This is a genomic window from Bradyrhizobium arachidis (genome assembly GCF_024758505.1).
Taxonomy (GTDB): Bacteria; Pseudomonadota; Alphaproteobacteria; order Rhizobiales; family Xanthobacteraceae; genus Bradyrhizobium; species Bradyrhizobium manausense_C.
In genome coordinates this window covers 8,251,224-8,272,096 of record NZ_CP077970.1, presented here as the reverse complement: position 1 = coordinate 8,272,096, position 20,873 = coordinate 8,251,224, and the positions used below count along the sequence as shown (strand labels likewise).

The following is a 20,873-nucleotide window of genomic DNA, read 5'->3' as shown; positions in this document are numbered from 1 at the left end:
GGCAAGACCTCAGTACGAACGGGGCATGCCGAGCACGTGCTCGGCAATGAAGGACAGCACGAGGTTGGTCGAGATCGGCGCCACCTGATAGAGCCGCGTCTCGCGGAATTTACGCTCGACGTCATATTCCTCGGCGAAGCCAAAGCCGCCATGGGTCTGGATGCAGGCGTTGGCCGCCTCGAAGGAGGCGTCCGCCGCCAGCATTTTTGCCATGTTGGCTTCCGCACCGCAGTCGAGGCCGGCTTCGTATTTGCGGGTGGCTTCCTTCACCATCAGCTCGGCCGCGCGCATCGAGGCGTAAGCCTTTGCGATCGGGAACTGGATGCCTTGATTCTGGCCGATGGGGCGGCCGAACACGACGCGCTCCTTGGCGTAGTTCGACGCCTTCGCAATGAACCACTTTGCGTCGCCGACGCATTCCGCGGCGATCAGAATGCGCTCGGCATTCATGCCGGAGAGGATGTAGCGAAAACCCTTGCCCTCATCGCCGATCAAATTCTCTGCGGGCACCTTCATGTCCGTAAAGAACACTTCCGTGGTGGCGTGGTTCATCATGGTGCGGATCGGGCGGATCTCCAGCCCGTTGCCGCGGGCCTCGCGCATGTCGACGATGAACACCGAGAGACCATCGGTGCGCTTCTTCGCCTTCTCCTTCGGCGTGGTGCGCGCCAGCAAAATCATCAGGTCGGAGTGCTCGGCGCGGCTGGTCCAGATCTTCTGGCCGTTGACGACGTAGTGGTCGCCCTCGCGGCGTGCCACCGTCTTGAGCGAGGAGGTGTCGGTGCCGCTGGTCGGCTCGGTGACGCCAAAGGCCTGCAGGCGCAATTCGCCGGTCGCGACCTTCGGCAGGTATTTTGCCTTCTGCGCGTCATTACCGTGCCGCAGCACGGTGCCCATGGTGTACATCTGGGCGTGGCAGCCGCCGCCGTTGCAGCCAGCGCGCTGGATCTCTTCGAGGATGGCTGCGGCCGCCGACAGTTTCAGCCCCGCGCCGCCATATTCCTCGGGGATCAGCACCGAGAGGTAGCCGGCCTCGGTCAGCGCGTCGACGAACTCCTTCGGATAGGTCATCTGGCGATCGAGCTTGCGCCAGTACTCGCCGGGAAACTGCGCGCAGAGCTTTGCGACGGCGTCGCGGATGTCGGCGTGATCGTCCTCGGGTTGATGTTGTTCTTGCGTCATGGCGTTTCCCGTTGGGTGCGGAGAGAAGGATAGCACCTGCCGCTTCGCCGGCGCTGTCTGGACAACGCCAGCCCCCTATGCTCATTTGTTATAGCGTATGGAGTAGCGTTCGAAGACTGGCAAGCATGGATTTCCGTCAGCTCAGGACCTTCAGTTGCGTCGCGGAGCTCGGCAGCCTGAGCAAGGCGTCGGATACGTTGCGCGTCGCGCAGCCTGCGCTGAGCCGTCAGATCAAGCTGTTGGAGCATGAACTGCGCGCGGAGCTGTTCACGCGCAACGGCCGCGGCATGGTGTTGACCGAGGCCGGCCGCCTGCTGCTCGCGCGCACCTCCGGCATCGTCCGCCAGATCGATCAGATCCGCGACGACATCCAGTCGTCGCAGGGCCCGCCCTCGGGGCAGGTGGTGCTCGGCCTGGTTCCGACCGTCAGCTGCGTGCTCTCCGCGCGCTTCGCGCGGCGCTGCGTCGAGACCTATCCCGGCATTTCGCTGCGCATCGTCGAAAGCTACAGCGGCCATCTCGTCGAATGGCTGCATCGCGCGGAGATGGATCTTGCGATCCTCTACGGCCGCTCGGCCGACCTGCATTTGACCACGCAGAGCCTCGGCCGCGACCAGATCGTCGCCGTGGGCCCGCGGGGCTGCGGCCTGTCGCGCAAGAAGAGCGTCGATATCGGCTGGCTGCTGCGCCAGCGCCTGGTGCTGCCCTCTCATTCGCACGGGCTCCGCGCGCTGATCGAGCATGCGGCCGCGCAAAAGAAGATCAAGCTCGACGTCAAGCTCGAGGCCGACTCGTTCCGGGTGCTCACGAGCCTGGTCGAGGAAGGGCTCGGCTTTGCGCTGTTGCCGCCGTCCTCGGTCCATGGCGAGGTTGCCGACGGGCGGCTCGAGGCCGCGCCGATTTCAAAACCGATGTCACGCGAGCTCATTGTGGCCTCTCCGATCGACCGCCCGGTGTCGACGGCGACCGCCGCCGTCACTGCACTGCTGCGCGAGGAAATTGCGGCCTGCCGCAAGGAAGGCGTCTGGGACATCAAGCTGGCCTGAGGGAGCGCACCGACCGCTCCTTCAACAGGTTCAACACGATTTAAGGCAGAAGCCTGAGGCGGACCCTTCGCATCTTTTGCGACCAGTCATGCCGGGATTTTATAGCCCGATACGTTCATGGCCGGGCCGGCATATCGACTGCGCGCATGGTGGCGACGCCGAAGCCGCAGACGCGCCGCTGTCCCTTGGCCTCTGAGACAACCTCCACCTTGGCGACGGCGATCGAGCCGCCGACCTGGATCGCTTCGGCGTTCGCGACGATCTCCTCGCCATCGGCGGGGCCGAGGAAGTTGATCTTGATCTCCACTGTGACGGCGATGCGGCCCTTCGGCAGCGCGGTAGAGACCGCCGCACCGGCGGCCTGGTCGGCAAGGCCCGTGATCACGCCGCCATGGAAATGGCCGAAGAACTGTGTCAGCTCGGGCTTCTTCGCCAGCGCCAGCGACACCTTGCCGGGCTCGGCGGCGAGGACACGCATGCCTGCGGAATGCGGGAAGCCGGACATCGCCATGATATCCGCCAGCATGTCGATCGAATTGGTCTCCATCGCGTTCAGCCCGGGATCCGCACGGGCAGCGACTCGTAGCCCTTGATGAAGCTGGAATAGATCCGCTTCGGCTCACCGACCACCTCGATGCGGTCGAAGCGTTTCAGCATCTCCTCCCAGACGATCCGCAGTTGCAGCTCCGCAAGGCGCATGCCGACGCAGCGGTGGATGCCGAAGCCGAACGACAGATGCGTGCGCGGCCTGGGACGGTCGATGATGAACTCGTTGGGCTTCTCGATCATCTCCTCGTCGCGGTTGCCGGAGACGTACCACATCACGACGCGGTCGCCCTTCTTGATGTGCTTGCCGCCGATCTCGGTGTCTTGCAGCGCGGTGCGGCGCATATGGGCGAGCGGCGTCTGCCAGCGGATCACCTCGGGCACCATGGTGTCGATCAGCGCCGGATTGTTCCGCAGCTTGTCGTATTGCTCGGGGTTCTCGCTCAGCGCCAGCACCGAGCCGCTCATGGTGTTGCGCGTGGTGTCGTTGCCGCCGACGATGAGCAAAATGATGTTGCCCATGAGATTGTCGGGGTCCATGTAGCGCGTCGCCGGATTATGCGCCATCAGCGACAACAGGTCGCCGCGCGGCTCGGAATTGACGCGCTCGTTCCACAGCTTCGACATGTAGGCATAGCACTCGTCCATCTCGCGGCGCCGCTCCTCGGCGGAAGCGACGATGCCGCTCTTGGGCAGCGCGGTGGAGACGTCGGACCAGCGCGTCAGCTTGCGGCGCTCCTCCCAGGGGAAGTCGAACAGCGTCGCCAGCATCTGCGTCGTCAGCTCGATCGAGACGCGCTCGACGAAATTGAAGGTCTCGTTGCGCGGCAGATTGTCGAGCACGGTCTGCGAGCGCTGGCGGATCAGTTTTGCCAATTCGTCCAGATGCGTCGGCGTGAACATCGGCGACACCGTCTTGCGCTGCGCCGAATGCCTGGGCTGGTCCATGGCGATGAAGCTCGGGTAGTCATAGCCTGGGGGCACGTCGCGGATCGAGATGCCGCCGAGCGTCGAGTCCGAGGAGAACAGGCCGTGATTGGTGTCGACATGCATGATGTCGTTGTATTTCACGACCGACCAATAGGGCTCGATGGGGGCATTGGTGCAGTAGTGCACCGGCTCTTCCTTGCGCAGCCGCTCGAACCACGGCCACAGCGTGTCGTCCTGGAACAGCCGCGGCGCGCCGGGATGGAATTTGTCGAGCGGCGTCGCATAGGCCTCCTCGCGGGCGCGGCGCATGCGTTCGGCCTTGTCCACCTTGACCGGCGTTTGGATGTTCATGGGCGGTCGCTCCAGTGTGTTCGTTCGCCTCGCGCCGCGCGGGCGGGAGAGGGCGTCGTCGCAAGCGTTAATGTTATATGCTATAAGATCACGCCGCAATCTTCACCGGCAGGGTCTCATAGCCCTTCACGAAACTCGAATAGACCCGCTTGGGTTCGCCGACCACGTCGATATGATCGAACCGCTTCAAGATCTCTTCCCAGATGATCTTGAGCTGCAGTTCGGCGAGCCGCAGGCCCACACAACGATGGATGCCGAAACCGAATGACAGATGCGTCCGCGGCCGCGCGCGGTCAATGATGAATTCGTAGGGACGCTCGATCGCCTCCTCGTCGCGGTTGCCCGAGACGTACCACATCACGACCTTGTCACCCTTCTTGATCTGCTTGCCCCGGAACTCGAAATCGGCGAGCGCGGTGCGGCGCATATGGGCGAGCGGCGTCTGCCAGCGGATCACTTCAGGCACAAAACTGTCGATCAGCGCCGGGTTCTCGCGCAGCTTGCGATACTGGTCCGGATGCTGGCTCAGCGCGTAGATCGAGCCCGACATGGTGTTGCGCGTGGTGTCGTTGCCGCCGACGATGAGCAGGATCAGATTGCCGAGGAAATTCTTGGCATCCATGTCGCGCGTCGCTGCGCCATGCGCCATCATCGAGAGCAGGTCGCTCTTCGGCGGCTGTTCGATGCGTTCCTTCCACAGCCGCGCGAAATAGTTCGCGCATTCCATCAGCTCGGCCTGCCGCTCCTCCTCGGTGGCGACGAGCCCGTCGGGCCCGGGGATCGTGGTGGCGACATCCGACCAGCGCGTCAGCTTGCGGCGGTCTTCCCAGGGAAAGTCGAACAGCACCGCGAGCATCTGCGTGGTGAGCTCGATCGAGACGCGATCGACCCATTCGAACGTCTCGCCGCGGGGCAGATTGTCCAGGCACTCGGCCGAGCGGGCGCGGATGTTGGCCGCGAGCGCGTCCAGATGCGTCGGCGTGAACATCGGCGCCACGGTCTTGCGCTGTGCAGCGTGGCGCGGCGGGTCCATGGAAATGAAACTCTCGCGGCGCAGATCCGGGTCGATGTCGCGGATGGTGATGCCGCCGAGCGAGGAGGCAGAGGAGAACACCGAATGATTGGTCTCGATCTCCATGATGTCGTTGTACCTGGTCACCGACCAATACGGCCCGAACATCGAGTCCTTGCAGTAGTGCACGGGAGCTTCGCGGCGCAGCCGGTCGAAATAGGGCCAGAACGTATCGGTCCTGAACAGTTCGGGATCGCCGGGATCGAATTGCTCCAGCGGCAGTGACGACGCGCGCTCGCGCAACGCGTCGAGCTTCGCGGCGCTCTCCATGGTGCCATGCATGGCCGGCTCTCTCCCTGACGTCGCGCGCGATCTTCGATATTCTGCGCTGCGGTATTTTAGGGTGCAATTACAACCGTTTGCGTGCGTCGGGGCAAGGGCGAGTTTTGCCACAGCGAGCCTTATCAGATCACGTCTGCGCGCCAAGATCCGCGTCGGCCCAAGTCGCGACGCAGGCGGTCCAGTGTTGGGCAGGTCACAGTAAGGTGCTACGGACTCGAACCGGCATGGCCCGGCAACCGACAAATCTCTATAGTTTTGTCGGGATTCGCGTGCCATTCGAGGTTGATCCGTGAATGATTTTCAATGGGCCCCGGTTGGCCCGCCAATGCCAGTTTCGCCGCCACCGCTGCCTCCGGCGCGGGTCGACTTCACCGGCGACCGCGGCGAGTTCACCCGTCTTGTCTCCAAGGGCGCGGCGCTGGAGCTCGTTACCTTCGGCTTCTACCGGTTCTGGCTGGTCACCGACATCCGCCGGCACCTCTGGTCGAACACGTCGGTCAATGGCGATGCGGCCGAATATACCGGGCGCGCAAAGGAGCTTCTGCTCGGCTTCCTGTTCGCGCTCGCGATCCTGGTGCCGATCTATCTCGCCTATTTCCTCGTCACCATCGAGGTCGAGCGTTTTCAGGGCTTTGCCTCGACGCCGCTGCTCATCAGCTTCTACGCGTTCGGGCAATTCGCGATCTACCGCGCGCGGCGCTATCGGCTGACGCGCACGGTGTGGCGCGGCGTGCGGTTCTGGATGGACGGCTCCGGCTGGGCCTATTCGCTGCGCGCCATGCTCTGGGGTCTGCTCGTGTTCCTGACGCTCGGTCTGGCGCTGCCGTGGCGCGAGGCCTCGCTCGAGCGCTACAAGATGCAGCACTCGCATTACGGCGATCTCAACGGCGATTTCGTCGGCGACGGCTGGACGTTCTTCAAGCGCGGCTGGTGGCTGTGGCTGCTCAGCCCGGTCGCGATCGTCATCTTTCCGCTGGCGCCGTTCTTCTACGCGGAGTTCAAGGCGCGGCAGTGGCGCTGGTGGCTGTCCGGCATCCGCATCGGCGGCGTCAGCCTGGAATCGAAGCTGCCGCACGATGCCTTCTATGGCCTGTACTGGAAGGTGATCGGCTGGACCATGCTGCTGTCCATGGCGCTCGGGATCTATGTGAGCATCTGCACCGCCTTCGTCGTCAAGCTCGGCGGCGGCTCCTTCGAGGACGTCATCGGCGCCGACGGTTTTGGCAACAGCATCCCGCTGCTCGCGCTCACCGTGATCGGTTATTTCGCCATGGCGCTTGCATTCAACATCGTCATGCGCGTCTATCTCCGGCGCGATCTCTGGGTCAAAGTGCTGGAAACGACGCATGTGCATGGCATCGAGACGGCGGCAAACGTCCGCGCCAGCGGCGAGCTCGCCAGCGCGCTGGGCGAGGGTTTTGCCGACGGGCTCGATGTTGCGGGATTCTAGCTCGTGAGCGAATTGTCTGAACCAGTTGCAGCAGACCAGCCGGCCCGCCTCGCGATCTTCTTCGACGGCGTGACCAGCTGCCGCCGCGAGGTCACGCTGGCGCTCGGTGACCAGCTCGAGATCGCTGAGAGCGGCGAAGCGCCGATCTCCTGGACCTATGCCGATATCCGCCGCGCCGACTCGCCGGCGGGGCTCCTGCGCCTGTCGAGCCTCACGGCGCCGCCTTTGGCGCGCCTGGAAATTCGCGACACGCGGCTTGTGGCCGATATCGTCGCCCGTTGCGCGCGGCTCGACGAGCACCAGACCAGCCGCCGCGGCGTGGCAAGGATCGTCGGCTGGTCGGTTGCGGCTGCGGCCTCCCTCGTGGCCGTCGTTCTCTTCGGCATGCCGCTTGCGGCCGACCGGCTCGCTCCCCTGGTGCCAGAAGCGCTGCAACAGCGGATCGGCGATGCCGCCGAGGTCCAGGTCAAAGCCATTTTCGGCGGCGGGGTCTGCAATGATCCCGAAGGGCAAGCCGCCTTCACAAAACTCGTGAACCGCATCCGCGACGCCGCCGGCCTCGACGCTTCGGTGAAATCGGCGGTGCTGCCGACACCGGTGCCCAACGCCTTCGCACTGCCCGGCGGCAAGGTCTATATGCTCAAGGGCCTGCTCGACAGGGCCGACAATCCGGACGAGGTCGCCGGCATCCTCGCTCACGAGTTCGGCCATCTCAAGCATCACGACAACATGCGCGGCCTGATCTACAACGGCGGCACCTCGTTCCTGATCGGCCTGTTGTTTGGCGACGTCACCGGCTCCAGCGCCGTGATTTTTGCCTCGCGCAGCGTGGTCGAAGCCTCCTATTCGCGCGACGCCGAGCAGGCGGCCGACACTTTTGCGATCGAGATGATGCACGCGCTCGGCCGCTCGCCAAAGCCTGCAGCGGAGCTGATGTACCGCATTACCGGCAAGGAAGGCGGCAAGGGCATCACCATCCTTGCGAGCCACCCGCTGACCGAAGACCGCCTCGCGCGCATGACCAAGGAAGACAAGCCGCCGAGCGGTCCGCCGCTGCTGACGGCGCAGGAATGGAAAGCGCTGAAGGGGATTTGCGGGACGAGTGGGAAGGTCTGACGTCGCCTCGCGCATCCGCTGACGCCGCCGGGGCGGGGTGCTGACCGGGAACCATCCAGGACGTGCGGCGTTGCTACGCTGGCGTGGAGGTCCCTCATGAGTAGCGAGCGGGATGGCCACCGTACCACCATCGGATTTGTCGCTATTGCGGTGGTGATCGCAATACTGGCCGCCTTTGTCTCGACGCTTGCGCGGGTCGACACAAGGACGGCCAACAACGAGACGCCGCCCGGTACGACGGGCCTTGCCAAACCTCGTCCCCCGCTGGACCGCGCGCCCGGCGAGGCGCTGACAGGCGGCGCAAGCGAGACTGGCAGGACGAATTCGCCTCCCGGGACTCCCTGGCATAAGCCGTAATGACTACGGCTGCGGTCCCGACAAGTTCACTTCACGCTCTGCCCGGAACACGTTTCCGTAGAGACTTGCTATCCAGTGACGGCCGCGAGAGGTGACGTTGAGATAGCGTATCGCCGTCTGAATCTGAGGCGCGACGTTGTTCCAATAGAATTGCGGATACTTGTAGACGATGTCTGCCGGCGTGGCGTAGCCGAGCGTCTTGTTGAGCCCGATCTCCTCGAATTCGTAGAACAGCGCGTTCGACTTTCTCAGATAGTTGGGATCGCCGAGTTGTCCGATCAGGTCGGCGGCGCGCAACAACAAACCTTCCTCTTCCATGAGGCTGTCGTTCGACGACATCGAGTAGGGAAAGCGGGTATACTCGATCGCTCGGGCAATTCGGCTCGCGTCAAGCTGTTCGACCGCGTCCAGGCGCTCGAGGACGAACAGTTTCGAGCGGTCCACATGATAGGGGGCAAGGGCGGCATCGGACGCTCCTCGAGCAAGGTGAATGCTGCCACCCGTGACATCCGCAATGAAGGACTCGTCGTCATCTCCTTGCACGACGCCGCGAACGTATCCGATGTCATGGGTAAGGCACGCCAGGATGAAATTCGCATAATCGTTCGCGGTCGTCGGCCGGAGCAGCGCGCGTCCAGTCAGGATGTCATGCCCGGCCAGGGTCACCAGCAGCGTATGCTCGATGTTGTGGTACAGGGCGTCGCTGTTGCCGATGCACTCCAGGGTGAGTTTTGCCGCAAACGGAAGCAGCTCGGTCAAGCCGGCATTCGAAGCGCCGAAGCGATCCTTGGTTTCTGCGGCGAGAAACGAGCCCAAGGCTTGCGATACGAGTTCCGGAACTGTGATCATTTCAATATTCCGTCAGCGTAACACGTCGGGAATTCGGCGCTCTCAATCTACGCAATCGGTGCCGCGCCTGCCCGTTGATCTGAATCAACGTAGGCTCGCGCCGGCCTTGAACCTTGGCGGCAACGTCCGTTGTCCCATAGAGGCCCAGTTCAAGCAGAGGGAGAGTACCATGAGTTCTCAGGACCCGTTTGCCGGCTTCAAGTCCATCCAGAAGGAAGTCTGGTCGACGTTTGCGCCGATGGAGACGTTCACGACCCCGCCGGCGGCGAGGCTCGTGAACTTCGCAGGCATTGTCGCCGGCCAGAGCGTTCTCGATGTCGGATGCGGAACGGGCGTGACCACGGTCACCGCGGCGCGCAGGGGTGCCAAGGTGAGGGGGCTCGACCTCACGCCGGTTCTGCTCGAACGCGCGCGGGAGAATGCCGCGCTTGCGACGTTGGACATCGACTTCAGGGAAGGTGACGCCGAGAACCTTCCTTATGGCAACGGCGAGTTCGACGCGGTCATCAGCCAGTTCGGCCATATGTTCGCGCCGCGTCCCGAGGTCGCGGTGTCGGAGATGCTGCGCGTGTTGAAGCCCGGTGGAATCATCGCTTTCTCCACCTGGCCCCCGCATCTCTTCACCGGCCGCATGTTCGCGCTCGTCGGACGCCATCTCCCGCCGCCCGAAGGCGTTGCTCCGCCAGTGTTATGGGGTGATCCGAAGATCATTGCGGATCGTCTTGCCGGCAAGGTCGGGGACCTCTCGTTCGAGATGGACCTGATGGCGCCGTCTGCGCTGAGCCCGCAGCATGTCCGGCGCATGATGGAGACCTCGGTCGGACCGATCATAAAGGTCGTCCAGCAGTACAAGGACGAGCCCGACAAGCTGAAGAGCCTGCGCGCGGAGCTGGAAGCGCTGATCACGGAGTTCTTCGATCCGTCTGCAAACGTCCTGCGTCAGCAGTTTTTGATGACGAAGGCGCGGAAGATTTGAGTTGCCAGCCGGCGTCGCTCGCGGATACGGATCGACTCAATCCGCCAGGTTGTTCACCTGCTTCACCCAAATCCGCACGTCGGCGAGCACTTCGGGCAGCAGCGCCTTCACCTCCTGCACCGTCATGCCTGGCCTGATGCGGGGATCGTAGAGCAAATTGAGGATGTACTGGTCGTAGACATCGAAATAGCCCATCGACACATTGTCGTTGAACATGGTCCAGGGCACGCTCGAGGTGTCGTTGATCGGCCCGAGCGATTGCAACAGCTCCTCATAGGCGCAGTCGAGGAAGACGAAGTCGCCATTGTCGACCGTCAGGATGACGTCGGAATGCTCGATCTCGAAGCGCTCGTTCTTGCGGAAGCCGGACAGGCATTGCGGATCGAGCGAGGAGCGGATCTCGCGCGCCTTGTCGGCGCCGTAGAAGGTGGAGAGGGTTTTGTAGAGATCGCGGTCACGCACCAGCTTGACCCGCACATTGGCGGCCTCGCTGTTGTCGGTCATGGCGATGTCGAGATGCTGCACCCGGCTCGCGACGTCGGCCACCACCTTGGTGAGCTGCGCCTTGCGGTCGGCGCGGTCACCATCGGCGAAGACGCGCACCGGCGCGTCGAACTTGCGGATGCGGTCGACGCGGCCGGCAAGGTGATATTCGGCGCCGAAGGCCGTCTTGAGGAAGCCCTCGGCGATCTCGCCGTCGCTGAAGATCTTGCGTTCGCTGCGCTGCCGCGCCGCGATGGCCGGCAGTTCGCCCGCATGGGCGTTCGCGACGATGTCGCCTACGAAGGCCAGCGCCGCCAGCGTCAGCAGGGCGGCGCGCGACAGAAGCGAAGGCGGGCAAAATGCGGTCATTGCTACCCAACGCTGCCGTATTCGCGTCCGGCGCACAAGACCGCAAGGCGGAGCCCCTCGGGTTCCGCCTGCGCCAAATGCGCCTACCTGTTCAGCACCACCACCGTGGTTCCGACCGAGACGCGGCCGTAGAGGTCGGTGACGTCGTCATTGGTCATGCGGAAGCAGCCGGAGGACACAGCCTGTCCGATCGTCTCAGGCTCGTTGGAGCCGTGGATCCGGTACAGCGTCGATCCCAGATACATGGCGCGCGCACCGAGCGGGTTTTCGATGCCGCCCTTCATGTGGCGGGGCAGGTCGGGCCGGCGGGCCAGCATCTGCGAAGGCGGCGTCCAGTCCGGCCATTCCTTCTTGGCGCTGATGCGGTGCACGCCGCTCCAGCGGAAACCGTCGCGGCCGACGCCGATGCCGTAGCGCAGCGCCTGGCCGTTCGCCAGCACGAGATAGAGCCGCCGCTCGGCGGTGTTCACGACGATCGTACCCGGCGCGTAATTGCCGGCGTACATCACGGTGGTCCGGGGAATCGGGCTCGCGCCGCCGCCGAGATAGCTGCCCCCGGCGGTGCCCGTGAAGTCGATCATGCCCGCCGCGGACGCGCCGCCGACGTTAATCGTGAGAGCCGCGACAGTGGCAACGGTTGCGGCAAAAAACCGGATCATTCCTTCCCCCAGCAAAAAAATCGATTCAACAGGGATCACAGGCCATATTTGCGGGCGTTTCGCAACCCACGGGGCCGTGAGAACGGCATTCCCCGGCGATTGGCGTCCGCCGGGCCACACCGGGCGTCGCCGTCAAACCGGTATTAGCCAAACCGTCCGATCGCGGGTGCGGGCAGGGCAGCAATGCCGGCTATCGGCTTGACGAAAACGGCGAACAATGACTGATCGAAAGGCGGATCCACAGGTTGCGGGATGACGGGAGCGAAAACGATGAACGGTGCGGAAAGCCTGGTGCGGACGCTGGTGGCTGGTGGCGTTGACGTCTGCTTCACCAACCCCGGAACGTCCGAGATGCACTTTGTCGCAGCGCTCGACAAGGTGCCGGGCATGCGCTGCGTGCTCGGCCTGTTCGAAGGCGTGGTGACGGGTGCGGCCGACGGCTATTTCCGCATGAAGGGCTCGCCGGCCTCGACGCTGCTGCATCTCGGCCCTGGGCTCGCCAACGGCCTTGCCAATCTCCACAACGCCAAGAAGGCCAATTCCGGCATCGTCAACATCGTCGGCCAGCACGCGACCTACCATATCGGCTACAACGCGCCGCTGACATCAGACATCGAAGGCCTGGCACGGCCGATGTCGTCCTGGGTCCGCACCTCGCCCGATTCCAGATCGGTCGCCGCCGACGGCGCTGCGGCGATTGCCGCTGCCAAGAGCGCGCCGCCGCAGATCGCAACCCTGATCCTGCCCGCCGACACCGCCTGGAACGAGGCCGACGGCATCGCCGAGGTGCAGCTCGAGCAACAGCGCGCGAGCTATTCGCCGCAGGCGGTCGAGAAGGCCGCACGAATCCTGCACGGAGACGGCGAGGGCACGCTGCTCCTGATGACCGGCAGCGCGCTGAGCGAAAAGGGTCTGGCGCTCGCCGAGCGCATCGCCGGCAAGACCGGCTGCACCGTGATGGGCCCGACCTTCCGTCCCAAGATGGCCCGCGGCCGCGGCCGCTTCTCGATCGACCGCATCCACTACGTGATCGAGAATGCGCTGCCGATGCTGGCAAAATTCCGTCACATCGTGCTGGTCGAGTCCGACGATCCGGTGGCGTTCTTCGCCTATCCGAACAAGCCGAGCATGCTCAAGCCCGAGGGCTGCGAGGTGCATCGCATGACCACATGGGGCGAGAATTCGGTCGCTGCCCTTGAGGCGCTCGCCGGTGCCGTGAAGGCGAGTGCGAAGGACGTCAAGCCGCAGGCCTTGGCTGAGCTGGTCAAGCCGACCGGCGCGCTGACCTTCGCCTCGATCGCGCAGGCGATCGCGTGCGCCATCCCCGAGAACGCGATCATGGTCGACGAATCCCTGACCACCGGCCGCGGCTTCTTTCCGCCGACGGCGGCGGCGGCTCCGCACGACTGGCTCCAGAACATGGGCGGCTCGATCGGCTTCTCCACGCCGCTCTCGATCGGCGCCGCGATCGCGTGTCCGGACCGCAAGGTGATCACCATGGTCGGCGACGGCAGCGCGATGTACACGATCCAGTCGCTGTGGACCCAGGCCCGCGAGAACCTGAACATCGTCACCATCGTGTTCGCCAACCGCATCTACCAGATCCTGCGCGGCGAATTCGACAATGTCGGCGCCGGTGAACCCGGCCAGCGCGCCAACGACATGCTCAGGCTCGATCGTCCGACGCTGGATTTCGTGGCGATGGCGAAGGGCATGGGCGTGCCGGGCCGCGCCGTCACCAACGCGGACGATCTCAACAAGGCTCTCGCCGAGGCCGTAGCCGAGCCGGGACCGCGGCTGATCGAAGTCCAGATGTGAGATAAGCTCGCGGGCGCAACCACGCACTCTCAAGCGCCGATGGGTCGGGGGGCACGATGCAGACCGAGCTGAACAAGGTGGTGGAGGCGCTTCGGGAGCTCTACGCGCATGAAACCTTCCTGTTCGAAAAGGCCGTCGGCGAGCGCGCGTTGACCCACCGCTTCGCCGTCTATCTCGAAAAGCAGTTTTCGGGCTGGTCGGTCGACTGCAACTACGACCGGCTCGGCGAGCGCACGTTGCACCTGCCGCATGGCACCATCATCTCCACCGACGACCACCTGGGAAAGTCGATCTATCCCGACGTCGCCGTGCATCAGCGCGAGATCCCGAACAATCTGCTCGTCATCGAGGTACGCAACGCGACCAATCACACTCCGCTCGAGCATGACCAGCACAAGCTCAGGGCGCTGACCGACCCGCACATCTGGTTCGCCTATTGGATCGGAGTGCTGGTCGTGCTCGCCGGCAAGAACGTCACGATGTCCGAGGTCTATGTCGGCGGCGTGCTCGATCCCGTGCTCTCCGCCTGGTTCGCCGGGCGGCTGCAGGAGACGGGGCTGGGCGGGTCGCCGTAGATCGCGAGCCCCTTCCGCATCGTCATGGCCGGGCTTGTCCCGGCCATCCACGACCTCTTCTGCGGCACGAAGAACGTGGATGCCCGGGGACATAGGCGAGCGGAAGCGACGCCGTCCTTCGGACGGCTATGCCCGGCCACGACGAGTTTTGTGGGACGGACATGCCGAAGAAGGCCATCCCGCACTAGCAGCGGTCCGAGTCTCGACCGCAAGGTCTCAGTAATACCGCCGCTGCTGCTGGAACGCGTAGCGCGGGTTGATGCCGCAATAGGCGTCGGTGCCGGAGGCTGTGGCCTGGCATTGCTGATAGGTGGTGAACAGGCAATTGCCGGGGTAGCCCCACTGGCGGCCTTGCAGGCAGTAGTGATCATTGGCGGCGGGCTGGGCCTGCGCCTGCGCCGAGACATCAACAGTGGCAAGCGTGGCGAGCGATGCCAGAACGGGAATGAGGCGACGCATCTCGGTCTCCTGTAGAAGCGGTTGACGAGGCAATGTGCGGTCGGCCGTCGGTGGTCCCGGCGGCGCGGTGGTGACCCGTGGTTGGTACGGGCACACCGGAACGCGTTCGAACTGCTGGATCCTGATGCCGCATCCGTGCCTCGCTATGTGACGTCGGCCACAGTTTGCCCGCGGCGTCCGGTCTAAAAGCGTTTTCCAGCGAAGTGGACCCCGGTTCGCGTCGCGAAACGCGTCAATACAAGGATCTGGAGTTTCCATTCCGATTCTATCGGAATGGAAACTCTGAGGTGGCGAGGCTTGCACCCGTTCAACGAGCGGGATTACGCTTCCGCCATTCGGATCAGGCACTTTGGAGGTTCTGATGCAAAAGTCATATTTGCTTGCTGCCGCTGCAGCGCTTGCGCTGATGTTGCAGACCCCGATCGCACTGGCCCAGGGAACACCGGCCACCGGCGGCACCACGGCGGCTCCGGCTGCGACGACGACCGCGCCTGCGGCAACGACGGCTCCTGCCGCCACCACGACCACCGGCACGGCGCCGGCCGCAACCAACACCACGACGACCACGACCACGGATACGAAGAAGTCCGCCGACAAGAAGCCGGCGAAGAAAAAGATGACCCGCCAGCAGGAGATCGATCATTCCATCGACTCCGGTACGGTGCCGTCGCGCTACCGCTCTTCGGTGCCGAAGCAGTACCAGCAGTACATCCCGTTCGATAAGCAGTAGAGGCTTATGGAAACGAGCGGGCCGGGCTCGCCTTGCTTCTCCAGGAAGTTGGCGAGCCATGAGGGAGCGCGCAATCCGCGCCGTTTCGTTTCAGCAAGGTGGTGACGGCCGACGGCCCTGCTCATGCCGCACGCGGCAGGCTGACCCCTTGTCATCAGCCTTTGGTTGCGCTTTGATGCTCGCGCACGCGACCATCTCATTGCAGCCAAAGGTCATTGCCCATGAGCGAAATCATTCAGATCGATCAGGATCACCGCGAAGTCGTCAGAGGATTGGTCAAGGACAGCTCGGTCATTTGCTCCGACACGAGCGCTCCCGACGTTTACGTTCACATCATCACCAAGGATGACACAGCCGAACTGTTCAAGGGCGACGGCACCGTCGTCCCGAAGATGACTCGCACGCGCTTTCATGTCTTCCGGAAAAATCCAGGCGACGAGCCGTTCTCCGCGACGGTCACTGTGACGGACCTGCCTGGCGCCGCAGCCGCCAGAGCAGATGCGCTCGTGGCGGCATTCAGCCTGGTCAAGCACAAGCCCGGCGCGCTGAAGGCCAAGAAGGCTGCAAAGAAGAAAGTGACGAAGAAGGCCAAGAAATCGGCCAAGAAGGCGGCAAAGAAACGCGGGTGAGGCCCGGTGCCGGGCCGGACAGCCTAGTCACGCTCGCGCTGTGACTAGACGTCTCGCAGGCGCAGCCAAATATCGTCGCTCGAAAATGTGCGCGATTCCGTCAGCATGACAATATCGACCACACGGAGGGAGTTGGGCGGATCGTAGATGAACTTGAGATGTGAGGGGCGGCTGGTGAAGTCCGGAGTGACTTCGAAATCGCCCGACTCCAGCGCGAATGTCATCAGCCTCGCTGCGTCACGCTCACTCACTGGAGCACGCAGCAAGGCATCGATCAGAGTCTCAAGAGTCATTCCCTCCCGGAGAAGCAGCCGCGTGCGGCTGTCGCCGTTGGCCTGTCGCAACGCATCAACAATGGTAGCAACGGCAATGGGGTCGCGCATCTCGTCAGCGCAAACCAGCTAGAGCGTTTTCCAGCGAAGTGGAGACCGGTTCGCGTAAGGAAAACGCGTCAGAACAAGAATCTAGAGCCCCGTTCCGATTCCATCGGAACGGAAAAGGCTCTCGTGCCGTGAGGACCACCGGCAGTCCCAACGCGACGGCTACCCTACGGAACAACACATCATCGCCCATAGGTGGGAGATGCCACCAAATCGGGCCGGCGGCATGTGCAGTTTGTGCCAAATTGAATATTGCCTCAATCACAACATTAGATTGTTCTAGTGATTCGACCCGGTAATCCGGCGTTCGTCAGCGGCCAAGCGATCCCCAAGAACTCACACCCTTGAGCAACTGACGATTGGAGAGGTGCAAGGGCGCCTGGTCCCCATACCTCGCGCCCTTGTGCTGCTCGCAACGGTCGCGCCGGGTGTTCGGAAGCGGATCGGAGCCGTGCCTGGTGCGCGTTGGGTATTGGTTGGTCGGTCAGGGAATGGCGTGCGAATTTGGTTTTGCGCGCTCGACGGAGAGTTCTTGTGGCCGAGGCGCCGGGTGCGCGGCCGGTACGCGAGCAAACGTCCGTTTGAGGAAGCCGATGAGGCACGCGCTGCCGATGATGGCATCATGCCACCGATTTGCCCGACGTGTCAAGTGATTTTCGGAAAAAGCGCAGTCACTCAGGCCGACCCCATCGGCTACTGTGCATGGGGTTGTTTCGATGCTTTGGTACGACGGGTCACCAAGGGCCCAGGGCAGAACCCGATCTCATCCCGCTTTCGCACGTTTGTGCAACAGCTTACGGCCGCGTCAGGCTGCACTGGCACGAACGGCCGTCTGGCATCGATGATCGTCTGCAACCAAAATGGTTCGGGAAGGAATGGTGGGCGCACAAGGGATCGAACCTTGGACCGCTCCCGTGTGAAGCGGATACCGTACTCGACGCGCAAGTCGTTGACCCGGAGCCGACGTTCGCCGGTCCGCCGAACTGGTACGCCAATCCGACCGACACAGCACGGGTCTTCACGCTCTGGGTCATGAAGACGGAATCGACCGTCCGCGGGAAGGCGGAAAGTAGGCCCTACGCTTTGCGGGACGTCGAGAGCTGTTGATTCGTGTTTCCGCGGAGGCAGCCTTCTCAACATCAAATCCGCTGGCAGCCTTGCTGCTATTCGAACCCGAAAAGGGCGACTTGCGACCAAGCTTGGCGATACAGCTCTTGCCGACAGGCAACGGCGAGTGCTGGCAGCGATCGATTAGCCAGCCATTGGATGAACGTCTGAGCTTTAATCGGTGTAACGCAATGCCAGTTGCACGAATGCAAGGGAGAAACTCAATGCATAGACTAATGATCCGTGGCCTGAAGTGGTCGGCGCTTGCGCTCGCGCTTAGCTGCCTTGGGGTACGCATCGCGGCGGCGGAATCGTTGGAAGATCGGCGGATGCACGCTTCACGCGAAGCTGAGCTGGGGCATGCCGCCGAGCTCACGGACCGCGCCTGTGGCACGCGTTTGAAGACGGGCTTTGACTGGAGCGGCTTCGACTCCGCGCAGATCGCCAGCCAGAACGTCGTCTCGTGGTGTACCGCGGCCCTGGCTGCGATGGAGGATATTTGCTCGGATTCTCTCGGCAAGGAAGCCTTGAGCGCAAAAGTGAAGGCGCTGACCTGCGGTGGCGCGTCCACCCCATCGGTGACCCTGGACGGCGAAGGAACAGTGAAGTTCTTTTTCAGTCTCACGCCGAATCAAAACAAGCTGCTGGTTCGTGATTACCTCAACAAGAATCTTTGATCGCGGTATCTAGAGCATGATCCGGACCCGAAGGGCCGCGTTAGCGCAAAGTGTGAAGCGGTTTCCCTCGCGACAAACGCGGAACGCGTTTGCGCGGAGATCATGCTCAAACAATAACCTAAAGCGCGATGACGATTCATCCTAATCTCATCGCGCTTGTCCCTCAGTCCGACGTCGACCGAGACGGTCGCCTTTGGCAGCACGGTGACGTTCAGCCGAGCCGATGGTCGCGTGCAGACCTATCGCATCGTCGGGGTGGATGAAGCCGATCCGAAGGCCGGGTCGATCTCCTTCGTGTCTCCGGTCGCGAAATCGCTGATCGGGAAGGCGGTCGGAGGCGTCGTCGCTGCGGGCAATCGGGAGATCGAGATTTTGTCGATCGCGTAATGGCGCGCGCGTGCGGCGGCTTTGAATGGTGGGCGCACAAGGGATCGAACCTTGGACCTCTCCCGTGTGAACCACAATCCGTAGACCCGAGCTAACCAAATCCGGCCATAGTTAAGATGTAGTAATTCCTTGAATTAATGGGAGTTATGGTCTTATGCGGCCATAAGAGCCCATAGTTGACCTTACTACATTTTGTATGCCCCCGTTGTGCCCGCCGCGGATATTCCCTTGGGGCACAAAAACGGGGGGGAGGTCTGAGACCCGGTTCTGTTCGAGGCTGACCGCCCTTCTTGCGGGGCATACCGGGGCACAGAGAGAGGGAAGAAATCATGACGGAGCCGGCCAACCAGCTGACACTCACCGATGCGGTGATCCGCAATGCAACGCTGCCGCCGGGTAAGGCACAGCATTATCTCCACGACGACAAGCTGCCCGGCCTCGCCTTGCGCATGCGCGCCACCGGCGGCCGGACCTGGGTCTACTTCTTCACCAAGCCGGGGGTGAGGGGGACCCAGCGCAAGACCCTCGGCGCGTGGCCCAAATATAATGAGAAGGCCGCGCGCAAGGCCGCCACCATCGCCGCAGGCGAGGTCGTCAAGGGCTTGGACCCGAACGACGCGAAGCGCGAGGCGAGGCGGCAAAAGGCAGCCGAGAAACAGCGCACCACGCTCGCGACCCTCATTGTTGAAGATGGTCCCTACCAGATGTCCTTGACCGAACGTCAAGTCGTCAACTGGAAGCCAGCAATGTCGGCGCTGCGGCGCGGACTCAAGGATCACGCCGAGAGCGGCGTGGAGGACCTGACGCGACGGCAGATCATGGCTGCGGTCGACAAGATTGCCAAGACCGGCAAGCGCGGTGCAGCCAAGGACTTGCGCAAGCACGTGCATACCTTGCTCGAATGGTGCGTCGGCGAGGGCTATGTCGAGCACAACGTGCTCGCCGGCTATCGCGCGCCCAAGGAAACCCGCGCGCAAAGGGTCGGACGCCGAACGAAGGGTCGCGCGCTGCCCGATGAGGAGATCATCAAGGTCTGGCAAGCATCCGGCAAGCTCGGGGCTTTCGGGCTATTGACACGCATGTGCCTGCTCGGTGGCCCGCGCCGCAGCGAGCCAACCATGATCAAGTGGCAAAAGCACATCATGGATGACCGTATCACCTTCGATGCGGCGTGGACCAAGATGGGCCTGCACCACGACGTGCCGCGCACCCACCTCGTGGACGAGGTGCTCGCGGTCGCCAAACACTTCCAGCGCGCAACGTCAGACTATGTCTTCCCGTCACCAAAGACCGGCGGCCAGATGTCCGGCTTCACCAAGATGGTCAACCGCCTGGTCAAGGAAGCGGGTGTTGCCAAGTTTACCATGCATGACCTAAGGCGCAGCTTGCGAACCGTCATGTCTCGCTGCGGCTACGACAACGAAATCCAGCGGCTGTGTGTCGGGCAAAGGCCAAGCGGAATCGATCAGGTCTACAATCACGACGAACAGTGGATCATCCGAAAAATGGCGTTCGAAGCGGCTCACGACTACATTGCGGAGTTGGTCGACGCGAAACGGGTCGGCAAAATCGTGCGCCTGCAGCGGACGAATCCGCTTGATCCGATCAAGGCCGAACTCCTCGGCCGTCTCCGTGATCATTATGCGGCTGAGGTATCTTAGTGGTCTTATCGCACTTGGCCAGATAGTCGCGCACCGCATCGACGCGATAGAGGGGCCGGCCATCAACGTAGCGCCATTTCAGCGGATGGCTCGAATCGCGCCGCCACTGCTCTAGGGCGCCGGGCGTGCGCCGGATGACCGCGGCCGCCTCTAAAGCAGTCAAATTGGAGCTACCTGGCAGCGTATCGATATCGAAAGCCGCTGGTGGCGGCACGCCGCGGTTCTTGCGGTGGCGCTTCGTAGCGTGCGGCATCTTCCCGCAGCCTTGCGACCCAAATGCCTCGATCCTAGTCTTTTCGTCCTTGCTGTCCATGCCTTCTTCCCGACCATGTTCGGTCTGACGCATTAACATCGAGGCTTTTCGAGCAAGAAAGAGATCTAGAGCACAGGTATTGCGGCTGGGTAGCTGTGGCGTACAAATAGGACGAATTGTCCCCACGAGGATGGCGAGTAACTTTAGCGCGGGAGCGGTTCGATAACGTCGTTTCTGGTGCGGTACTTTGGAAACCGGAATCAGACGTTCAGAGCGGCGGATTAGCTGACTCTAAATCAGCGGGTCCTCTTCGATCAAATTCAGGCGGCTGCGGCACCCGCCGCTTTGGTCGCGAAATCGAATGCGGGCCCTGCCGTGACGGAAACGCCAGCTGCAAAGCCGCCTCGCAATTGGGATGACATCGCGGAAGGGCATCTCGTTCTCTATCACGAGGGACCGCGCGACGGTTGGTGGGAAAGCGTTGTCCTCGCGCGGGGCGGCGAAACTCTCACATTGAAGTATCGCGATC

The 20,873-nt window shown here is 63.0% G+C and carries 21 protein-coding genes and 1 pseudogene; 12 read left to right on the top strand and 10 right to left on the bottom strand.

Annotation, left to right across the window (positions count from 1 at the left end; genetic code table 11):
• Window positions 1–9: 9 nt before the first annotated feature.
• Entirely contained in the window at window positions 10–1,182 is a 1,173-nt protein-coding gene (locus tag KUF59_RS38375; RefSeq protein ID WP_212461971.1) for an acyl-CoA dehydrogenase family protein, read from the bottom strand.
• A 125-nt stretch (window positions 1,183–1,307) separates the two neighbouring features.
• On the opposite strand from KUF59_RS38375, the gene KUF59_RS38370 reads away from it, so the two are divergent.
• The gene (locus KUF59_RS38370) at window positions 1,308–2,228 is read left to right on the top strand and encodes a LysR substrate-binding domain-containing protein (protein WP_212461972.1); all 921 of its coding nucleotides are present in this window, start codon (window positions 1,308–1,310) and stop codon (window positions 2,226–2,228) included.
• Window positions 2,229–2,343: 115 nt separating this feature from the next.
• Here the strand turns inward: KUF59_RS38370 and KUF59_RS38365 are convergent, their stop codons facing one another.
• The 3 genes from KUF59_RS38365 to KUF59_RS38355 all read right to left on the bottom strand — a co-directional run bounded on the left by KUF59_RS38365 (window position 2,344) and on the right by KUF59_RS38355 (window position 5,409).
• Window positions 2,344–2,775 carry a PaaI family thioesterase gene (locus tag KUF59_RS38365; RefSeq protein WP_212461973.1) on the bottom strand — a complete coding sequence of 144 codons (432 nt, stop codon included), beginning with the start codon at window positions 2,773–2,775 and terminating at the stop codon, window positions 2,344–2,346.
• Between the two features lie 5 nt (window positions 2,776–2,780).
• Window positions 2,781–4,055, bottom strand: a complete 1,275-nt coding sequence (locus tag KUF59_RS38360; RefSeq protein ID WP_212461974.1) for a cytochrome P450 — start codon at window positions 4,053–4,055, stop codon at window positions 2,781–2,783.
• An 88-nt stretch (window positions 4,056–4,143) separates the two neighbouring features.
• Entirely contained in the window at window positions 4,144–5,409 is a 1,266-nt protein-coding gene (locus tag KUF59_RS38355) for a cytochrome P450 (RefSeq protein ID WP_212461975.1), read from the bottom strand.
• A 325-nt stretch (window positions 5,410–5,734) separates the two neighbouring features.
• Between KUF59_RS38355 and KUF59_RS38350 the strand changes: the two genes are divergently transcribed.
• The 3 genes from KUF59_RS38350 to KUF59_RS38340 all read left to right on the top strand — a co-directional run bounded on the left by KUF59_RS38350 (window position 5,735) and on the right by KUF59_RS38340 (window position 8,332).
• The gene (locus KUF59_RS38350) at window positions 5,735–6,859 is read left to right on the top strand and encodes a DUF898 family protein (RefSeq protein WP_212461976.1); all 1,125 of its coding nucleotides are present in this window, start codon (window positions 5,735–5,737) and stop codon (window positions 6,857–6,859) included.
• A gap of 3 nt (window positions 6,860–6,862) precedes the next feature.
• Window positions 6,863–7,975, top strand: a complete 1,113-nt coding sequence (locus KUF59_RS38345) for a M48 family metallopeptidase (protein ID WP_212461977.1) — start codon at window positions 6,863–6,865, stop codon at window positions 7,973–7,975.
• 96 nt (window positions 7,976–8,071) lie between these two features.
• Window positions 8,072–8,332 (top strand): hypothetical protein, encoded by a 261-nt coding sequence (locus KUF59_RS38340; protein ID WP_212461978.1) that lies wholly within the window; start codon window positions 8,072–8,074, stop codon window positions 8,330–8,332.
• Between the two features lie 3 nt (window positions 8,333–8,335).
• Here KUF59_RS38340 and KUF59_RS38335 read toward each other — a convergent pair whose 3' ends face one another.
• Window positions 8,336–9,181 carry a metal-dependent phosphohydrolase gene (locus KUF59_RS38335; RefSeq protein ID WP_212461979.1) on the bottom strand — a complete coding sequence of 282 codons (846 nt, stop codon included), beginning with the start codon at window positions 9,179–9,181 and terminating at the stop codon, window positions 8,336–8,338.
• Between the two features lie 169 nt (window positions 9,182–9,350).
• On the opposite strand from KUF59_RS38335, the gene KUF59_RS38330 reads away from it, so the two are divergent.
• Entirely contained in the window at window positions 9,351–10,157 is an 807-nt protein-coding gene (locus tag KUF59_RS38330) for a class I SAM-dependent methyltransferase (RefSeq protein WP_212461980.1), read from the top strand.
• 36 nt (window positions 10,158–10,193) lie between these two features.
• Here the strand turns inward: KUF59_RS38330 and KUF59_RS38325 are convergent, their stop codons facing one another.
• Complete coding sequence (locus KUF59_RS38325; protein WP_212461981.1) at window positions 10,194–11,009, bottom strand: DUF2927 domain-containing protein; 816 nt, start codon at window positions 11,007–11,009, stop codon at window positions 10,194–10,196.
• A gap of 83 nt (window positions 11,010–11,092) precedes the next feature.
• Complete coding sequence (locus KUF59_RS38320; RefSeq protein WP_212461982.1) at window positions 11,093–11,668, bottom strand: L,D-transpeptidase; 576 nt, start codon at window positions 11,666–11,668, stop codon at window positions 11,093–11,095.
• Between the two features lie 270 nt (window positions 11,669–11,938).
• Between KUF59_RS38320 and KUF59_RS38315 the strand changes: the two genes are divergently transcribed.
• Both KUF59_RS38315 and KUF59_RS38310 read left to right on the top strand, forming a co-directional pair.
• On the top strand, window positions 11,939–13,486 hold the full coding sequence (locus KUF59_RS38315; protein ID WP_212461983.1) for an acetolactate synthase large subunit: 1,548 nt from the start codon (window positions 11,939–11,941) through the stop codon (window positions 13,484–13,486).
• Window positions 13,487–13,542: 56 nt separating this feature from the next.
• Window positions 13,543–14,061 carry a hypothetical protein gene (locus KUF59_RS38310; RefSeq protein WP_212461984.1) on the top strand — a complete coding sequence of 173 codons (519 nt, stop codon included), beginning with the start codon at window positions 13,543–13,545 and terminating at the stop codon, window positions 14,059–14,061.
• 216 nt (window positions 14,062–14,277) lie between these two features.
• Here the strand turns inward: KUF59_RS38310 and KUF59_RS38305 are convergent, their stop codons facing one another.
• Window positions 14,278–14,520 (bottom strand): DUF3551 domain-containing protein, encoded by a 243-nt coding sequence (locus KUF59_RS38305; protein WP_212461985.1) that lies wholly within the window; start codon window positions 14,518–14,520, stop codon window positions 14,278–14,280.
• 361 nt (window positions 14,521–14,881) lie between these two features.
• Between KUF59_RS38305 and KUF59_RS38300 the strand changes: the two genes are divergently transcribed.
• The gene (locus KUF59_RS38300; protein WP_212461986.1) at window positions 14,882–15,250 is read left to right on the top strand and encodes a hypothetical protein; all 369 of its coding nucleotides are present in this window, start codon (window positions 14,882–14,884) and stop codon (window positions 15,248–15,250) included.
• A gap of 221 nt (window positions 15,251–15,471) precedes the next feature.
• The gene (locus KUF59_RS38295; protein WP_212461987.1) at window positions 15,472–15,879 is read left to right on the top strand and encodes a hypothetical protein; all 408 of its coding nucleotides are present in this window, start codon (window positions 15,472–15,474) and stop codon (window positions 15,877–15,879) included.
• A 44-nt stretch (window positions 15,880–15,923) separates the two neighbouring features.
• Here the strand turns inward: KUF59_RS38295 and KUF59_RS38290 are convergent, their stop codons facing one another.
• On the bottom strand, window positions 15,924–16,262 hold the full coding sequence (locus KUF59_RS38290) for a hypothetical protein (RefSeq protein WP_212461988.1): 339 nt from the start codon (window positions 16,260–16,262) through the stop codon (window positions 15,924–15,926).
• Between the two features lie 1,328 nt (window positions 16,263–17,590).
• Between KUF59_RS38290 and KUF59_RS38285 the strand changes: the two genes are divergently transcribed.
• From KUF59_RS38285 to KUF59_RS38275, 3 genes and pseudogenes are all read left to right on the top strand, one after another.
• Window positions 17,591–18,043: a hypothetical protein gene (locus KUF59_RS38285; RefSeq protein ID WP_212461989.1), complete on the top strand. Its 453-nt coding sequence runs from the start codon at window positions 17,591–17,593 to the stop codon at window positions 18,041–18,043.
• A 165-nt stretch (window positions 18,044–18,208) separates the two neighbouring features.
• Window positions 18,209–18,430, top strand: a pseudogene (locus KUF59_RS38280) (GreA/GreB family elongation factor); the annotation flags it as partial.
• Window positions 18,431–18,759: 329 nt separating this feature from the next.
• Entirely contained in the window at window positions 18,760–20,091 is a 1,332-nt protein-coding gene (locus KUF59_RS38275) for a tyrosine-type recombinase/integrase (protein ID WP_258767909.1), read from the top strand.
• Here the strand turns inward: KUF59_RS38275 and KUF59_RS38270 are convergent.
• Window positions 20,036–20,404: a hypothetical protein gene (locus tag KUF59_RS38270; protein ID WP_258767908.1), complete on the bottom strand. Its 369-nt coding sequence runs from the start codon at window positions 20,402–20,404 to the stop codon at window positions 20,036–20,038. The genes KUF59_RS38275 and KUF59_RS38270 overlap by 56 nt on opposite strands.
• Between the last annotated feature and the right edge of the window lie 469 nt (window positions 20,405–20,873).

Bases quoted from the DNA above. Each gene is read 5' to 3' on its own strand.
- KUF59_RS38295 (WP_212461987.1), top strand. From the start codon at position 15,472: ATGAGCGAAATCATTCAGATCGATCAGGATCACCGCGAAGTCGTCAGA.
- KUF59_RS38325 (WP_212461981.1), bottom strand. From the start codon at position 11,009: ATGACCGCATTTTGCCCGCCTTCGCTTCTGTCGCGCGCCGCCCTGCTG.
- KUF59_RS38290 (WP_212461988.1), bottom strand. From the start codon at position 16,262: ATGCGCGACCCCATTGCCGTTGCTACCATTGTTGATGCGTTGCGACAG.
- KUF59_RS38315 (WP_212461983.1), top strand. From the start codon at position 11,939: ATGAACGGTGCGGAAAGCCTGGTGCGGACGCTGGTGGCTGGTGGCGTT.
- KUF59_RS38275 (WP_258767909.1), top strand. From the start codon at position 18,760: ATGACGGAGCCGGCCAACCAGCTGACACTCACCGATGCGGTGATCCGC.
- KUF59_RS38270 (WP_258767908.1), bottom strand. From the start codon at position 20,404: ATGGACAGCAAGGACGAAAAGACTAGGATCGAGGCATTTGGGTCGCAA.
- KUF59_RS38350 (WP_212461976.1), top strand. From the start codon at position 5,735: ATGCCAGTTTCGCCGCCACCGCTGCCTCCGGCGCGGGTCGACTTCACC.
- KUF59_RS38300 (WP_212461986.1), top strand. From the start codon at position 14,882: ATGCAAAAGTCATATTTGCTTGCTGCCGCTGCAGCGCTTGCGCTGATG.
- KUF59_RS38330 (WP_212461980.1), top strand. From the start codon at position 9,351: ATGAGTTCTCAGGACCCGTTTGCCGGCTTCAAGTCCATCCAGAAGGAA.
- KUF59_RS38360 (WP_212461974.1), bottom strand. From the start codon at position 4,055: ATGAACATCCAAACGCCGGTCAAGGTGGACAAGGCCGAACGCATGCGC.
- KUF59_RS38375 (WP_212461971.1), bottom strand. From the start codon at position 1,182: ATGACGCAAGAACAACATCAACCCGAGGACGATCACGCCGACATCCGC.
- KUF59_RS38310 (WP_212461984.1), top strand. From the start codon at position 13,543: ATGCAGACCGAGCTGAACAAGGTGGTGGAGGCGCTTCGGGAGCTCTAC.
- KUF59_RS38365 (WP_212461973.1), bottom strand. From the start codon at position 2,775: ATGGAGACCAATTCGATCGACATGCTGGCGGATATCATGGCGATGTCC.
- KUF59_RS38285 (WP_212461989.1), top strand. From the start codon at position 17,591: ATGCATAGACTAATGATCCGTGGCCTGAAGTGGTCGGCGCTTGCGCTC.
- KUF59_RS38355 (WP_212461975.1), bottom strand. From the start codon at position 5,409: ATGCATGGCACCATGGAGAGCGCCGCGAAGCTCGACGCGTTGCGCGAG.
- KUF59_RS38335 (WP_212461979.1), bottom strand. From the start codon at position 9,181: ATGATCACAGTTCCGGAACTCGTATCGCAAGCCTTGGGCTCGTTTCTC.
- KUF59_RS38370 (WP_212461972.1), top strand. From the start codon at position 1,308: ATGGATTTCCGTCAGCTCAGGACCTTCAGTTGCGTCGCGGAGCTCGGC.
- KUF59_RS38305 (WP_212461985.1), bottom strand. From the start codon at position 14,520: ATGCGTCGCCTCATTCCCGTTCTGGCATCGCTCGCCACGCTTGCCACT.
- KUF59_RS38340 (WP_212461978.1), top strand. From the start codon at position 8,072: ATGAGTAGCGAGCGGGATGGCCACCGTACCACCATCGGATTTGTCGCT.
- KUF59_RS38320 (WP_212461982.1), bottom strand. From the start codon at position 11,668: ATGATCCGGTTTTTTGCCGCAACCGTTGCCACTGTCGCGGCTCTCACG.